13 protein-coding genes are annotated in these 15,739 nt (G+C 63.9%); 8 read left to right on the plus strand and 5 right to left on the minus strand.

Features of this window, described 5'->3' with window-relative positions:
* The first annotated feature begins 120 nt into the window (after window positions 1–120).
* Complete coding sequence (locus tag MHX52_RS04850; protein WP_239316868.1) at window positions 121–945, plus strand: ATP-binding cassette domain-containing protein; 825 nt, start codon at window positions 121–123, stop codon at window positions 943–945.
* Window positions 945–3,077: a YhgE/Pip domain-containing protein gene (locus tag MHX52_RS04855; protein ID WP_239316869.1), complete on the plus strand. Its 2,133-nt coding sequence runs from the start codon at window positions 945–947 to the stop codon at window positions 3,075–3,077. Before MHX52_RS04850 ends, MHX52_RS04855 begins: the two co-directional genes overlap by 1 nt.
* Window positions 3,078–3,099: 22 nt before the next feature.
* Here the strand turns inward: MHX52_RS04855 and MHX52_RS04860 are convergent, their stop codons facing one another.
* The 3 genes from MHX52_RS04860 to MHX52_RS04870 all read right to left on the minus strand — a co-directional run bounded on the left by MHX52_RS04860 (window position 3,100) and on the right by MHX52_RS04870 (window position 5,949).
* Window positions 3,100–3,711 (minus strand): DUF421 domain-containing protein, encoded by a 612-nt coding sequence (locus tag MHX52_RS04860; RefSeq protein ID WP_049050391.1) that lies wholly within the window; start codon window positions 3,709–3,711, stop codon window positions 3,100–3,102.
* A gap of 33 nt (window positions 3,712–3,744) precedes the next feature.
* The gene (locus MHX52_RS04865; RefSeq protein ID WP_239316870.1) at window positions 3,745–4,989 is read right to left on the minus strand and encodes a hypothetical protein; all 1,245 of its coding nucleotides are present in this window, start codon (window positions 4,987–4,989) and stop codon (window positions 3,745–3,747) included.
* Between the two features lie 150 nt (window positions 4,990–5,139).
* Window positions 5,140–5,949: a fructosamine kinase family protein gene (locus MHX52_RS04870; protein ID WP_239316871.1), complete on the minus strand. Its 810-nt coding sequence runs from the start codon at window positions 5,947–5,949 to the stop codon at window positions 5,140–5,142.
* Window positions 5,950–6,080: 131 nt separating this feature from the next.
* Between MHX52_RS04870 and MHX52_RS04875 the strand changes: the two genes are divergently transcribed.
* The 5 genes from MHX52_RS04875 (at window position 6,081) to MHX52_RS04895 (ending at window position 10,461) form a co-directional block, all read left to right on the plus strand.
* Complete coding sequence (locus tag MHX52_RS04875; protein WP_049050394.1) at window positions 6,081–6,557, plus strand: cupin domain-containing protein; 477 nt, start codon at window positions 6,081–6,083, stop codon at window positions 6,555–6,557.
* 524 nt (window positions 6,558–7,081) lie between these two features.
* On the plus strand, window positions 7,082–8,173 hold the full coding sequence (gene bioB, locus MHX52_RS04880; RefSeq protein WP_111712213.1) for a biotin synthase BioB: 1,092 nt from the start codon (window positions 7,082–7,084) through the stop codon (window positions 8,171–8,173).
* A 19-nt stretch (window positions 8,174–8,192) separates the two neighbouring features.
* Window positions 8,193–8,468, plus strand: coding sequence for a hypothetical protein (locus tag MHX52_RS04885; protein ID WP_080721636.1), 276 nt, complete (start codon window positions 8,193–8,195; stop codon window positions 8,466–8,468).
* A gap of 118 nt (window positions 8,469–8,586) precedes the next feature.
* Window positions 8,587–9,132 carry an SRPBCC family protein gene (locus MHX52_RS04890; protein ID WP_239316873.1) on the plus strand — a complete coding sequence of 182 codons (546 nt, stop codon included), beginning with the start codon at window positions 8,587–8,589 and terminating at the stop codon, window positions 9,130–9,132.
* Window positions 9,133–9,147: 15 nt separating this feature from the next.
* Entirely contained in the window at window positions 9,148–10,461 is a 1,314-nt protein-coding gene (locus tag MHX52_RS04895; protein WP_239316875.1) for a hypothetical protein, read from the plus strand.
* On the opposite strand, the gene MHX52_RS04900 is transcribed toward MHX52_RS04895, so the two are convergent.
* Entirely contained in the window at window positions 10,458–11,762 is a 1,305-nt protein-coding gene (locus MHX52_RS04900; protein WP_239316877.1) for an MFS transporter, read from the minus strand. The two genes, MHX52_RS04895 and MHX52_RS04900, sit on opposite strands and share 4 nt — an antisense overlap.
* 43 nt (window positions 11,763–11,805) lie before the next feature.
* On the opposite strand from MHX52_RS04900, the gene MHX52_RS04905 reads away from it, so the two are divergent.
* Window positions 11,806–12,594: a sortase gene (locus tag MHX52_RS04905; RefSeq protein WP_239316879.1), complete on the plus strand. Its 789-nt coding sequence runs from the start codon at window positions 11,806–11,808 to the stop codon at window positions 12,592–12,594.
* A 32-nt stretch (window positions 12,595–12,626) separates the two neighbouring features.
* Here MHX52_RS04905 and MHX52_RS04910 read toward each other — a convergent pair whose 3' ends face one another.
* Entirely contained in the window at window positions 12,627–15,695 is a 3,069-nt protein-coding gene (locus MHX52_RS04910; protein WP_035006175.1) for a bifunctional [glutamine synthetase] adenylyltransferase/[glutamine synthetase]-adenylyl-L-tyrosine phosphorylase, read from the minus strand.
* Window positions 15,696–15,739: the final 44 nt, after the last annotated feature.

The following is a 15,739-nucleotide window of genomic DNA, read 5'->3' on the forward strand; positions in this document are numbered from 1 at the left end:
CACAACGCCACCGCACCGCACCGCGGAGGAAATTGACGAAATCGTCAAAATCTACAAAAATGTCCAGGGTGTCTGTTGAAATAGACCGAGCTTCCCTCCCCACAGAAATTAGGTAAAGCCATGTCTTCCCTAGCAGTAGAAGCCCAGGATCTCGAGCTAAAAGGTGACGAGGGCCGAGTGTTCGGCCCTCTTTCTTTCGCTATCCCCAACCAGGGTCTAACCAACCTGCTTGGCAAGGGTGGCTCCGGCCGCACGGCCCTAGCTCTGGTTCTTTCTGGCCGGATGAAGCCCACCGGCGGATCGCTGAGCGTGCTCGGCGAATCCAAACCGAAACCCATCCGCTCCCGAGTGGCCATCGCCGGTGTCGAGCAGATCGACTTGCTGGAGCGTTCCGTCACGGTCCAGGACGTTCTCACCGAATCCATGTCCTGGTCGAAACCGTGGTTCATGCCGATGCGCAAGGCCTCGCAAGAGGATCTGGAGCGCTTCTGCAACTACGTCTACGGCGACCGCGACCTACCTCCGCTGAATGCCTACATCTCTCAACTGGACAACCTGGACAAGATCATGCTGCGCATCAGCCTGGCCCTGTCGCCCGCCGACAACAAGCCGGTCGAACTGCTGATCATGGACGACATCGAGCAGGTGCACGAGAACGACGACCGGGCGATTCTGTTGCAGGTGCTCGAGCGCCTTTCGGAAGACATTCCTGTGATCGTGAACTCGTCGAACCCCATTGTCGGCCCTGTGGAGCCGAACAAGGTTATTGAAATTGACGCCAACGCTGGCCACGCGCACCCGATTCATACCGGACTGCGCGAATACCCTGACCCGGCGGAGGTCGAATCAGGCCAGTACGACCCAGCACTGGACGACCCAGAACTCGACGATCTGGACATCCCCGAAGACCACACCAACACCACAGAGCAAAAGGAGAACCGTTAATGCTTGCCGGTTTCAAACTCAACAGCGAAATCCGCAGCTTCAAGCGCAATAAACTCACCCGAGCTGCACTTGTCATCCTCGTGCTCATGCCGCTGCTGTACTCCGCCCTCTACCTTTGGGCTTTCTGGAACCCCTTCGGGAACCTGAACAGCCTGCCTGTCGCACTGGTTAACAGTGACAAGGGAACCAACGTTGAGGGCGAGGAACTGCGCGCCGGCGACGAGGTGATTCAGGGACTAAGGGACAACGACCAGATCAGCTGGATCGAAACGGATGCCGAAGATGCCCGCAAGGGCGTGGAATCCGGTCGGTATTACTTCTCCCTCGAGTTGCCGGAGAATTTCTCCGAAGCCGTGGCCTCCCCCACCTCCGATAACCCGGAGAAGGCCAACCTCATCAGCACTTACAACGACGCCAACGGTTTCCTATCGACCATGATCGGCCAGAACGTCATGCGTGAGGTCATCAGCGTGGTGGGCGACAAGATCAGTGCCGAGGCCGTGGACAAGGTCCTCGTCGGCATCGTGGACGCCGGCTCCGGCATGCAAAAGGCCGCCATCGGCGCCGGCAAGCTCGCCGACGGCACCGCTGAACTGAAGGACGGGTCTATCCAATTGGACGACGGCGCCAACAAACTCGCCGACGGCCTGGCCACCGCCAAGGATGGCTCCGGCAAGCTGCGCAAGGGCGCAACCGATCTGGACGACGGACTCGTCAAGCTCCACGACGGCTCGGGCAAACTAGCCGACGGTACTGACGAGCTCGCCACGAAGGTGAACGCTGCGGCCGACAAGATCAACGGCAAGGCCGGAAAGCTCAACGAGCTGGAAGATGGCGTCAATAAACTCGGCGACGGAGCAAGCCAGGTCAACGACGGAGTGCAGAAGCTCAACACCCAACTCGGTGGCGTGACCAAGGCCCAGGGCGACCACGCGGCTAACCTGCGTGGGCTCTCCCGCGACCTGCGCGGCACCGGCGTACCCGCCGCCATCACCGCGGCCGACGAGCTGGACAAGGTCGCCTTCGCCCTGGAAACGCAGGGCCTCGGCCCGAAGTCGCAGAACGCATCGGACTTGAAGCGCCTGGCCGACGGCAGCGCACAGCTGTCCTACCAGCTCAACGACCCGAACGCGCCACTGCGCAACGGCGTGACCGAGCTGAAGGGCCTGCCAGGACAGTTCAAGCAACTGCAGGACGGCGTGAACAAGCTCAACGACGGCGCGCAGACACTCGACGAGAAAATGGGCGAAGCCTCCGACGGCGCGGGCAAGTTGAAGGACGGCGTGATCAAGCTGGACGACGGCAATACCAAGCTCAAGGACGGTGCGGATAAGCTCGTCGAAGGCACCGGCAAGGCCAAGGACGGCACCGCCAAGCTGGACGACGGCGCCTCCGAGCTGCACACCAAGCTCTCCGATGGCTCCAAGCAGGTTCCGAATTGGAACGAGGGCCAGCGCCTGGCCACCGCCTCCACCATCGGCGGACCAGTGGACCTGAAGAGCGACAACGATTCCGGCAACCACACCTTCGGCGCCGGCATGGCACCGTTCTTCTTCAGCATGGCGCTGTTCATCGGCGGCATCATGGTCTACGTGATGATCAAGCCCCTGCAGGCTCGAACCGTCAACTCTGGTGTGCACTCCTGGCGTGCGGCGCTCTCCGGCTTCCTGCCGACCGGCCTACTCGCCATTGGCCAGGCAGCTGTCGTGGTCGGCGTGACCGTCTGGGGCGTGGGCATGGAAGTCGATAACCTACCGGGTCTATTCCTCTTCGCTGCCCTCGTGGCGCTGGTGTGGATGCTGATGAACCAAATGTTCATCGCGTTCATGGGCCCTGGACCAGGCCGCGTGGCAGCCCTAGCGGTGCTCATGTTGATGATCGTCGCCTCGGGAGGCCTCTACCCCGTCGAGACCCAAAACAAATTCTTCCAATTCCTGCATCCGTTCGACCCAATGACGTACACAGTCAACGGCTTCAGGCAGCTGATCTACGGCTTCTACGACGAACGCCTACCGATCGCAGTGGGAGTGCTGTTCCTCGTCGGCCTCGGCTGCTTCCTGGTCACCACGCTATCGGCCCGCAGCCAGCAAACGTGGACCATGAAGCGACTGCACCCGGTGCTGAACGCTTAAGGTTCGGTGGGACGAGGGGGCGTCACAAAACCTTGTCGGCGCCCTCGACACCCAGCAACAAATCCGGGTCGATCTTCTGCCCCGCGCGCAGGGTAGAGATCGACCCGTTGGATTCCAGAATCATGCACGCGACCTCGCTAAAGTCGCGCACACCCGCCTTGCGCGCGGCCGTGGCGATAGCGGTCTCGGTGATGTGGTTGCGCTGCAGAGTCTCCTCCAGCACCTCGCCGTGGGCGATCAGCACCGTCGGGGGCGGGTTGATAGTGCGGCGCAAGGCCACGACGTCCTGCACGGCGCCGAAGAGAGCCTCCATGCCCATGAGGGTGAGCAGGCCGATCACGCCCGCGGCCAATGACGGCGGGTGGCCCAGAACAGTACGGCCCGCGACAGCACCGAACATGAAAATAACGACGGCATCGAAGCCACCCAGCGGGCTGAGGATGCGCTGCCCGAACAGCCGCACCGCCACCAGGAACGTCAAGTAGATACCGACGGCGGCGACCATGACCACCGGGATGCGCCACAGATCAATGCCGAGCTGTTCCTTCAGCACCGGCCCCCACCCCTGCGGCGGGGTGAAATCCGCCGCGCTTATCGCAACCGTCGTGAGTGATTCATGCATCCCGCCAAACATGGATACTCATTGTACGCCCAGGTAGAGGGCACGCTACTTTTCGAGTTCCTCGTCTGGGATCTCGCTCTTCACCTCGTCGGTGATGGTCTCGTGCAGCTCCTTGTCCTCGATGTTGGACTCGCCGACCAGCTTGCGCAGCTCCTGGCGATCCTCGTCGGTGTACTCCTCATCGTCGTGCTCGCGGGCGTGGGCGAGCTCGTGGATGCGGTCGCGGCGTTTGGACTCCGCAAAAATGCGGGCGCGGGAGCGAACCCACCAGACGATCATCACGACGATCATCACCAGGCCGATGTAGCCGATCACCGGGTAGACGTAGGTCATGAGGGTATCGAAGCCCACGAAGCTGATGCCGTAGCCAATCAGCGTCACCACGATAAACACCGGGCGGAAGGACTTGTCGGTGCTGGCGGTCAGGCGCTTACCCAGCGCGTAGAACATGCCGATCGCAGTGTTGAAGATCATGAAGAAGATGATGATCGCCATGATCACGCCCAGCACCGGGCTGATGTCGTCCATCATCGCCAGCATCGGCACGTCGCTGCCCTGGACGGTCTCGATGTTCAGGTACAGGGTGATAGCGGCAATGATCAGCATGATGGTGTACAGAACGCCACCCATCAGGCCACCCATGCCGGCCTCCTTCGGGGAGGCGTAGTTACCGCCGATCACCAGGGACATGGACACACCCAGCAGCAGCGCCAGGCCGTTGTAGTTCAGGGCAGAGACGAACCACGGAGAAACCGGCGACTCCTCCGCCATCGCGATCTCGTTCAGGTGCGACGTGTCGGAGGGCATGTTGATCATCGTGTACACGAAGGCGAAAATCACCGCGATGATGATCAGCGGGGTCAGCGCGCCGATGACCTGGCTGACCTTCTCCACGTCCAGCATTCCGGCGGCCAGCACCACGCCCGTCATCAGCAGCGCGCCCGCCCAGGCGGGGAGGCCGAATTGTTGCTCCAGGTTGGAACCCGCGCCGGCGAGCATCACGAAACCGACGGCGAACAGGGTGATCGTCACGGAGACATCCAAGAACCGCGAGACGATGGGGTGCGCGACGTTGCGGAACACCATGCGGTGCTCGTCGGCCAGGAAGTAGCTGCCGACCTGCAGGATCACGCTACCGGCGAGGGTCATGACGATGCCGGCCAGCACCGCGCCCCAGATGCCGTTGAGGCCGAAGGAAATGAAGTATTGGATGACTTCTTGGCCGGTGGCGAAGCCCGCGCCGACGGTCAGCCCGACGAAGGCCATGGCGATAGAGAATGTTCTCTTCACGCTGAGGAAACTCCTTCACTAAAACGTCACTAAAAACTCGGAATCTGCTTAGGAAGCAGAAACAGAAATTAGAAAAGCAAATTATGCGATTTTGTCCGAACTATGACTGTACTCCGTCGGATCCCCTACAGCACTTCAGCTAGCAACGCCTCACAACTCGCGCACCACACGCCCCGCGCCCGCGACAGCCTCCCCGATGTAACCGCCGCCGAACACCGCCGCATGCAGCCACAGCAGGTGCTGCTGGTGCAGGTCCACGCTCTGCGCACCTGTCCCCCAGCCATCCACGTGCGGGCTGGCCTCGAAATACGCGCCCTCAATGCTGCTCAGGTGCGGCGCGCCGAAGAGCCGCAGCGCCGCCAGGTCCGCGCGCGGATGACCGCCATGCGCGCTCGGGTCGATGAGGATTGCTCCTTCTTTATTTCTTGACGCTCTATTTCTTGACGCCACCTTCCCCCACAACACATTCCCCGCCCACAGATCACCGTGGATGCGAGCCGGAGGTGTGCCATCGTCCAGCTGCCCGGCGCGCAAGGCCTCCAGCAGCCGGGTAACCTCGGCGGGAATGTCCGCTGCTGTGGCGCCACCGAATACACGCGCAACCAGCGGAGACAAGCATACGTCCGCGTAGAACTCTCCCCAGCTTTCGGAGGTTTTCAGGGGCAGCTTCAAGAGGTTGTCGTTGGGGCCTTGGAATCCGGACTCCCCCGTCGGCGAGAACCCGAAATGGGGCGCCCCCGCGGCATGCGTGGCCGCCAGCATTCGGCCGAAATCCTCGGCCATGGCGCGTGTGGGCGTCATCGGCTCTACCCGATCAATCCCCAAGCCACGAGAATCGTGCTCGTGAACGGCGACAACCGGTGCGCCTCCCGGGGCTTCGGCGAGCCAGCGCAGGCCCGCGACCTCCCAAGCGCCGGGGCGACCAGGGTTGTTCTTCCAATAAATGTCAGAAATAGCCATGCCTCCCAGTGTTACAGCGTTACGGCTTCGGCGCGGCAGCGTTGCTGTGGCGGCAGGCTGGCGGGCGCCTGAAAGGCCAGGAAAATCGGCCTACACTGGGAGTTGAAGGTCATCGAACCGGAAGGAGCATCATGAAGATCGTAGACAACGGACCAGAGGCCAATGTCTTTGACATTGAAACCGCCACCCGAGAGAACACCAACTACCGCACCACCGCTTGGACGGGCAAGTACCTGCAGGTGACCCTCATGTCCATCGCCCCCGGCGATTCCATCGGCCTGGAGGTGCACCACGATACCGACCAGTTCCTGCGCCTGGACGCGGGTGTTGGCAAGTGCATCATGGGTCCGGATAAGGACAACATGACCATCCAGCAGGAAGTCTCCGACGGCTGGGCTGTGCAGGTTCCGGCTGGTGTGTGGCACGACATCATCAACACTGGTGACGAGCCGATGCAGGTTTACGCGATCTACGCGCCGAGCCACCACGCTAAGGGCATCGTGCAGGAGACCGCCGAGCAGGCGGAGCAGGACGAGGAGTCCGGCAAGGACGTTCCGCCGGAGTGGACCGTTCAGCCTCCGAAGCAGCAGGCCGACGAGCACGCCTAAAGCTGGGTTGAGCCGTCGACAGTGGCACCCCTACTCGGGGCGCCACTTTTCTTTTGCCCTGCACTGCGCTGCCTCTGCCGCGGCTTTCACCGTGCGACCTGCACCTGGCGTCGTTCACCGTGCGACCTGCACCGCATAGCCTTCACAGCACCGGAACCGTCCACACCACTCACACCACATGCACCCCTTATGCCCCACAAGCTTCACAGTCGCGAGCGAGCTACAGCGCCAATGTCCCAAATCTTCCACTTTCACCAAAAAGCACATTTGCAGCCCAGTTTCCAAAATCTCCTGACCTGCACTAATAGATTAGTTATAAAAACAGAGTGGAAGATTTGGGACATCACCCCCTGACACCACGCGCCCATACCCCCGGACTACACGCCCAACCCCCGGTATGCAATACGTCGCGATCGCGGTACGTTAGCATGTGAAACTAAACAGCGTTCAAGACTGGCGTTCAAGACTGATACGCCCCCATAACTTGCACGAGAAGTTTCACGACAGCTTTGAGGAGACCGACGATGACTACCGCTGAAACGAAGCCAGCCACCGAAACCGGCGAAAACGCAGGCACCGCAGGAACTGCAAGCACCACCGCAACCGCAGGCGCCGCAGCAACCCCAGAAATCCTAAACCTCGCCCGCACGAAGGTCCTAGAAAACGGCGAGCCCCTGAACTACGAGGAAACCCTCCAGGTCCTGCAGCTAGGCGACGAGCACCTGGACGAGCTCCTGGACCTCGCCCACCAGGTCCGCCTGAAGTGGTGCGGCGATGCCGTGGAGATGGAGGGCATTATCTCCCTGCAGACCGGCGGCTGCCCCGAGGATTGCCACTTCTGCGCCCAGTCGGGCCTTTTCGAGTCCCCGGTCCGCTCCATCCAGCTGGACATCGCCCAGCTGATCGAGGCCGCGAAGCAAACCGCCAAGACCGGCGCCACGGAGTTCTGCATCGTCGCCGCCGTGAAGGGCCCGGACGAGGACCTGATGAACCAGATGGCCAAGGCCATCGCCGCCATCCAGGCGGAGGTCGACATCAACATCGCCGCGTCCATCGGCATCCTCACCCAGGAGCAGGTCGATCGCCTGAAGGAACTCGGCGTGCACCGCTACAACCACAACCTGGAGACCTGCAAGAGCTACTTCCCGGAGGTTGTGACCACCCACACCTGGGAGGAGCGCACCTCCACCCTGGAGATGGTCCGCGACGCGGGCATGGAGGTCTGCTGCGGTGGCATCGTCGGCATGGGCGAGACTGTCGAGCAGCGCGCGGAGTTCGCCATCGACCTACAGAACCTCGACCCCACGGAGGTTCCGCTGAACTTCTTCGACCCCCGCCCGGGCACTCCGTTCGCGGACCTCGAGCCCATGCCGGTCAACGATGCTCTGCGCACCATCGGCGCGTTCCGCCTGGCTCTCCCCCGCCAGCTGCTGCGTTTCGCAGGCGGCCGCGAGCTGACTTTGGGCGACCTGGGCGCGGAGAAGGGCCTGTTGGGCGGCATCAACGCCGTCATTGTGGGCAACTACCTGACCACGCTGGGCCGCCCCGCCGAGCGCGACGTGGATATGCTCGGCAAGCTCCAGCTGCCGATCAAGGCGCTCAACGCAACCCTGTAGGCGCACCGTGACTTCCTCTATGCCTCTAAGCGAACTCACCGCCCTGTTTGTCTTGGGCGGTACCCCTTTATATGACGCCCACACGGGCCAGCCACTCGACTCTTCAGACGAGACCTTGCGCGTCGGCCGCGGAGCGCTTGCGCAGGCGAGCCGCGGGGCACTAGCGGGTTTGGAGCCACCGCGTTTCTGCCCGCTGTGCGGGCGCCGCATGAAGGTGCAGGTGAATCCGATGGGTTGGACGGCGGAGTGCTCCCGGCATGGCGATGTGGATTCTTCGATTGTGGTGGATATGTAGCTTCCAGCACGTAGTGTGGAACCACCGCTAGTTACGGCGACAAAACTTCCGCTGAAGAGACAATCCACTCGAGATCACCCACTAACAACACGGTTCACCTACGAAAGGCATCACAAACATGGCAGCACCGGAAATTTCCGCCAGCACCACCGTCAACGCACCCGCCAGCAAAGTCTGGCAGCGGGTTACCGACCTTTCGGCGATGGGCCAGCGCAGCCCGCAGTGCAAGAAGATGATCCTGTTGCCGCGTGGCAGCAGTTCCAGCAACAGCAACGCAGCGGGCGCGGGCAACGCTGCGGGCGCGGGCGCGAGCGGTTCCGCGGGCGCAGCCCCGGCTCCGGGCACCGTCACCATCAACTTCAACCGCCAGGGCATCCTCTGGTGGCCCACCTGGGCGGTCGTCACCGAAGTCGAGCCGGAGAAGGTCTTCGAGTTCAAGATCCCCCTGAACGGCACGCGCTGGCGCTTCGAGCTCGCCCCCGCCGCCGACGGCGCTCAGACGGTTCTCACAGAGAAGCGCCTGGCTCCCGGTGGCAAGACCTCCCTGATCTCCCGTGTGCTGGTCGCGGTCGTCCTCGGCGGGGAGGAAAAGTTCGAGGCTAGCCTGCAGGAAGGAATCCAGCAGACCATCCGTGCGCTTGCTAGGGAAGCTGAAAATTTTTAGGTACAGTTCACTCTCGTGAGTGATCAGACCAACGTAACTACCGCCACTTGGCCCCGTTCCAGAATCATTGCAGCCTGGGCACTGGCGAATGCGGTTATCGTTGGAGTTCTGATTTTCTGGCCCTTCGCCAACGGCGACCCCATGTATTACTTCCGTAATTCCCTGGAGGAGCCCCCAGCCCCCAGCCATGGCGCGCTGCCGCTATCCGAGTATCCGGATGCCGGCCTGTGGCCCGTCCGCGCGATCATCCAGCTGAGCGGAGACCACGCCTATGTTTTCCTCACCCTGTTCTCTGGGTTCCTCATTGCCCTCAGCACGGCATTCTTCTTCTACCTGCTGAATCGCAGCCACCGCGCCGCACTGTTCTGGACCGCCTTCACCGCCGCCGCGGGGCCTATCGCCTACTCTCGCCTGGATCTCATCCCCGGCCTGCTGGTCGCCGCCACCGCGGCTGCATTGTTCACCCACCCCAAGCTCGCCTCCGCACTGCTGGGGTTCGCGGCCATGTCGAAGCTGTGGCCCGCCGCGCTGGCCGCCGGGCTGGTGGATAAATGGAATCGCTCCGCCACCTGGGTTCGCCTGGCCACGTTCGGCGGCACCCTCGTGGTCGTCGGCGCGATCACGGCGCTGACCTCCGGCTGGGATCGCCTGGTCTCCCCGCTGACGTACCAGGACGTCCGTGGCCTGCAGATCGAGTCGATCCTCGCCACTCCCCTGATCGTCGCGGCTGCGTTCTTCCCCGGCCATTGGCACATCGATAAGGCCCCGTCGAAGAGTTTCGAGATCTTCGGCCCGGGCGTGGATCAACTGGTCACGGCCAGCAGCGTACTGATGGCGTGCACAATGTTGTTCGGCCTGGGCTGGGCTCTGTGGCATTTTCTTGGTGACGCCTGGTCTCCCCGCAGTACCGCCCTGTTCTTCCTGACTATGGTGCTGCTGCTGATCGTCTCCAACAAGGTGTTCTCCCCGCAGTACGTCGTGTGGTTCGGCCCGCTGCTGGCCGTGCTGGTGGCAAAGCAGCCGGAAGAGCCCGGCGCCTCCGCGCAAGCCGGAACGAGTAGCGAGGCCGACGCGCTGCGCAAACTCTCGTGGCTCAGCGTGCTTGTCGCAGCCCTGACCACGGCAGTGTTCCCCTTCACCTACAACCTGCTGTTTGAAGGCCCCCACTGGTTCGCAGCCCTCGTACTCACCGCCCGGAACATCCTGATGGTGTACATCACCTACCTGGCGCTAAAGGCCACCATCCACGCCGGGTTAAAGTCGCAGGCCGCGAAGAAGCGGGAGGCTGGGGGCGTCATAAAGAAAGAACCTTTAAAGGAAAAAGCCTAAGCGTAACGGCGCACGTTGCGATCGCGCGTGAGCCACATTCCGCAGAAACCGCAGGCCCACACGGTAGCCACCGCGATCCAGGCCACGCCGAAGTCCGACCAGCCGTAGTTACCGTCCGGGGCGCGCAGGTTCAGCAGCACGCCGACGGCCTGGGCGCCGATCATGCCCGCAACCCAGCCGCCCATGTTCGCCAAGCCGGTGCCGGTGGCGACGAAGCGGCGATCCACCTTCTCGCGCACGGAGTCGAAGCCCAAGTTCGCAACCGGGCCGGTGAAGCCCATGATGATGTTCATCAGGCACGCCGCCCACAGCACGCCCGTCGGCGCGGAGGTGAAGAACCACAGCCAGCCCAGCCAACCGGTGATGGAGAAGATCATCACGATCTGCATGCGGCGGTTGTAGAAGCGGGCGGATAGCAGGCCCACGATCGGGCCGACCGCCACGGAGGCCAGCGTGCCCAGCGAGAGCGCCAACCCGGCCTGGTCGGCGGGCAGGCCCAGGCCGAGGGTCATGATCGGCAGGCCCCACAGCAGGGTGAACACTACCAGCGCACCGAGGCCCGTCCAGTGGATGAAGAAGCCGTGCCAGCAGACACGGTTGGTCAGCACGTTGGCCAGGACCTTCTTGACACCCAGGCGCTCGGCGGGCTTGGCGGCGGTGGTGGTCTTCTCAGACTCGGTGGCATTGCCACGCGCCGCCTCTGCCTCTGCCTTCGGCTCCGGCGAGTCCTTCACCAGCACACCCGCCGCCAGCGCCAGCAGCGCGCCAACCGCGCCGAGGCTCACGAAGCCGGTCTGCCAGCTGGTCGCGTGCAGCAGGCTCAAGAAAGGCACGGCGGAAAGGAACTGGCCAAACTGCCCCACCGCGCCCGTCAGCTGGCCGAGCAGCGGTGCGTGGCGCAGCGGAATCCACGCGGGGATCAGGCGCATCACGGACAGGAAGGCCGTCGCATCACCCGCACCGATCAGCATGCGGGCGAAGATCGCCACCGGGTAGCTCGTGGTGAAGGCCAGCGTGACCTGCCCCACTGCCATGACGAAGGCGCCGGCCACCATCAGCTTGCGCGGGCCGAAGCGATCCACCAGCAAGCCCACCGGGATCTGCGCGAAGGCGTACACCGCCAGCTGGAGTGCAGTGAAGACCGCCAGCTGGGCGGCGTTGATGTGGAAGCGGTCGATGGCATCCACGCTGGCCACGCCGAAGGAAGTACGTCCCGTTACCGCCAGGGTGTAGCACAGCACCCCGGCTCCCCACACGATGAGCGCACGGGGGCTGAGTTTCTCTTTGTCCGTAGCTGTCACTCATCACACGCTACTCCGTGGGTTATGGATAAACTCATTCACCATGAGCCTTACCCGCCCCTTCGCTAATCGCCGCCGCGTTCTGGCCATCGTTGTGGCCCTGCTGGTAGTTATCGCTCTGGCTATCTGGGCCATCTTGGGTTTTTCTGGTGAGGACGCCCCCTCGGCCTCCAACACCACCAACTCCAGCGAGGGCTCGTCCAACTCCGCCACCTCGAGCTCCGCGAAGCCCAGCGAGAAGAAGCCGAAGAAGGACGGCAAGCGGGAGGACGAGGATGACCCCTCGGTGGTTCCGGGGCCGGTCGAGGGAACCGGGTCTTTCAACATGGACGGCCCCGCGCCGGTGCAGGGTGCAACGTTCGACTCGATGCCCTACGCTCTGCCGCTGAACCCGGCGGGGCCGCAGAACACCATGGTGCGCTGGGTCAATGGCTGGGGTGTTTCGCCGAAGGATGCGGAGAAGGGCACGATGTACGTCCTGGGGCATGCGTGGGGTGCGGCCCCGCTGGTGTTCAACCCCTTGAGCGAGGCGGTGACGGCGGATGTGGACCTGAATGCTCCGCCGAAGAACGTGAACGGCACGGATGGCAAGCCGGTGAAGCGCTACTCCTCCGACGTCTTGAACGGCGCGCGAATCAAGATGCGCGACGGCGCGAACCACCAGAAGACCTGGAAGGTCACCCGCAGCTGGCTAGTGGATAAGAACGAGGCCATCGTGGACCCGGACATTATGGACGACAAGCGTCCGGGGCGGATCGTGCTGATCGCCTGCTCGGTCTCCGGCAGCAACGACCTCGGCTACAACGTCATCGTCGAAGGCGAGCTGGTTTAGCCCGCTAGCGGCGAGCGGCTCCGGCCGCTGGTCTAGCCACCGTAGTCGATGCCGACGTCCTCGCCCCAGAACACCCGGTCCACTACTCGGTGGGCCTTGCGGGTCTTCTTCAGGTAGTCGTCCAGGAACTCCTGGGCCTGCTCTGGCGGCCAGTGGGCGGCAGCCGCAACGTGGCGCAGCTGGTCGCCGTGGCTGGGCAGCTGATCCTTCCGCTTGCCCTTGACCAACACAATCGCGTTGCGGGCGATGGTGGCGGTGATCCAGGCATCGCGCAGAATCTCCGCATCGGATTCGGCGATGTACTCGCCGCTGGCGAGCTCGCGCAGGGTTTCCAGGGTGGAGGTGTTGCGCAGGTTATCCGCGTCGTCCCCGTGCTGCATGGTGAGCAGCTGCACGGTCCACTCCACGTCCGTCAGGGCGCCACGGCCCAGCTTGGTGTGCGTCTTGCGGTCCGCGCCGCGCGGCAGGCGCTCGGCATCCACTCGCGCCTTCATGCGGCGAACCTCCTGGACGACCTTGTCGTCCACACCTCCCGGCGGGTAGCGGAAGTCGTCGATCATGCGCAGGAACTCGATGCCCAGGTCCTTGTCACCCGCGATCCACGTGGCGCGCAGCAGGGCTTGCATCTCCCATGTCTCGCCCCACTCCTTGTAGTAGCGGCGATAGGAATCCAGCGTGCGCACGACCGGGCCGTTGCGCCCCTCCGGACGCAGGTCAATGTCCACGTCCAGGGGCGGATCCTGGCTGGGCCTGCCCAGGCGCGTTCGCACCGTGTCGCAAATGCTCGTGGCCCACTTCAGCGCCTCTGATTCGTCCGCGTCTTCGACAGGCTGGGCTACAAACATCACGTCGGCGTCAGAACCGTACCCGAGCTCCGCACCGCCCAACCGTCCCATGCCGATAACGGTGATGCGCGCCGGCGCGTTGGCCACATTCTCGTCCTCCCAGAAGCGAATCTCGGCGCGCAGGGCGGCCTCGAGCACCGCGTCCCACACCCAGGACAGGGAAACGCAGACCTGCTCCACGTCCATGAAGCCAAGCATGTCGGCGGCGGCGATGCGGGCCAGCTCCGCGCGGCGCAGCGAACGGGCGACGGCGATAGCCTTGTCCGGGTGGCGGTGGCGGCCAGCGGCTGCAACCAGGGAGTGGGTGACGACCTGCGGCTCGCGTTCCAGGAACTTCGGGCCGGTGGCGCCGTCGGACAGGATCTTCACCGAATCCACGGAATTAAGGAACAGCTCGGCGACATAGGGCGAGGTGCCCAGGATGTGCATGAGGCGCTTGCCCACGATGTTCTCGTCGCGCAGCAGGCGCAGGAACCAGCTGTAGTCGTGCGCGGCCTCCGAGAGCTTGCGGTAGTTCAGCAGGCCAGCGTCCGGGTCGACCGTCTCCCCCAGCCATTCCAGCAGCGTGGGCAGGATGATGGCCTGCAGCTTGGCCTTGCGGCTGCTGCCCGCGGCCAGGGCGCTTAGGTGCTCGAAGGCACGGTCCGGGTAGGCGTAGCCCAGGGCGGCCAGCTGGCGCTTCGCGGCCTCCGGCGACAGGCGGATCGTGTCGGCTTGCATCGCTGCCACGGAGGACAGCAGCGGGCGGTAGAACAGCTTCGAGTGCAGCTGGCTGATCTCCAGGCTCACGCGCTTAACGTCGGCCGCCAGCTGCTCGTCCATGGTCTTGGTGCCCTCTGGGCGGCAGCCGGAGGTGCGGCCCAGCCACACGCGGGCGGCCTTGTCCTCCTTCGGCGGCAGGGTGTGCGTACGCTTCAGGCGCTGCAGCTGCAGGCGGTGCTCCAACAGGCGCATGAAGGCATAGTTTTCCTGCAGGTTCTGGCAGTCCGCGCGGCCGATGTAGCCGCCCTTGGCCAGGGCGCGCAGCGAGGCGACGGTGGAGCGAGTGCGCAGGGATTCGTCCGTGCGCCCGTGCACCATCTGCAGCAGCTGGACGGCGAACTCGATGTCGCGCAGTCCGCCAGGGCCCAGTTTCAGCTCGCGGGCGCGGATGTCATCCGGGATGTTCTCGATCACCCGGCGGCGCATGGCCTGCACGTCATGCACGAAGTCTTCGCGCTCGGCGGCCGACCATACCTTCGCTGCCAGCTCGTCGACGTACTCCTGGCCTAGCTCCAGGTCGCCGGTCATGGGGCGCGCCTTCAGCTGTGCTTGGAACTCCCACGTTTCGGCCCAGCGGTTGTAGTACTTCACATGCGATTCCAGGGTGCGCACCAGGGCGCCGCTCTTGCCTTCGGGGCGCAGGGCGGCGTCTACCTCGAAGAACACGCGGCTGCCGATGTTGATGAACTCGCCTGCCCAGCGCGTGGCCTTCGGGTCTGCGGGTTCGGCGACGAAGATGACGTCCACGTCGGAGATGTAGTTCAACTCCTGCGCACCGCACTTGCCCATGGCCAGCACTGCGAGGCGGGCGGGCTGCTCTTCCGGCTCGTACACCTGCGCGCACGCGACGGCCAGGGCGGCGGTCAGCGCGGCATCCGCCGCGTCGGAGAGTCGGCGGGAGACCAACTCGAACTCGACGGGCTCGGCCGATTCCTCGCCGCGCTGCACGAAGGTGCCTGCGACGTCGACGGCGGCGATGCGCGCGAGGATGGTGCGGTAGGTTCGGCGCATTGCGTCGTCGGCCTCTGAGCCTGTGACGCCCGCCCGAAACACCCGCTCGCCCGAGCCTTCAACGGGGGTTGCCGAGACGCTGCCGAGCATGAGCTCCATCATTTCCTCGGCCGACGGCATGCCGTTTTCGAGCTGTTTCCACTCCGCCGGGTTGGCGACGATGTGGTCGCCCAGCATGGACGACGCGCCGAACAGGCTGAGCAGCCGGACGGCGAACTGGCGGGATTCGTTGACGCGCGTCAGCAGCTCGGCGCTGGTGCCTGCGGAGTCCACAGCGTCCGCGCGGTCGAGCGCCTCCACCAGGCGAATGAGGTTGTTCAGCGCCAGGTCCGGGTCGCCCGTCGAGGCAAGTATCCACATCTGCTCCGCGTGCTCGGCATCCACCCAGCCGAGCTGCTCAAGGTCCTCCTGCGCCTTGGGGTGAGTCAGGCCCAGGGTGCGGGCGGTTGGCACGGAGGAACGCGAACTGCGGGGGCGGGTCATGGGGTGAAGGTGCTCCTGAGGTAGATCCTGACAAAAAGGGGGCG

Source organism: Corynebacterium sp. ACRQJ (genome assembly GCF_022346045.1).
In the GTDB taxonomy this organism is placed as follows: Bacteria; Actinomycetota; Actinomycetes; order Mycobacteriales; family Mycobacteriaceae; genus Corynebacterium; species Corynebacterium evansiae.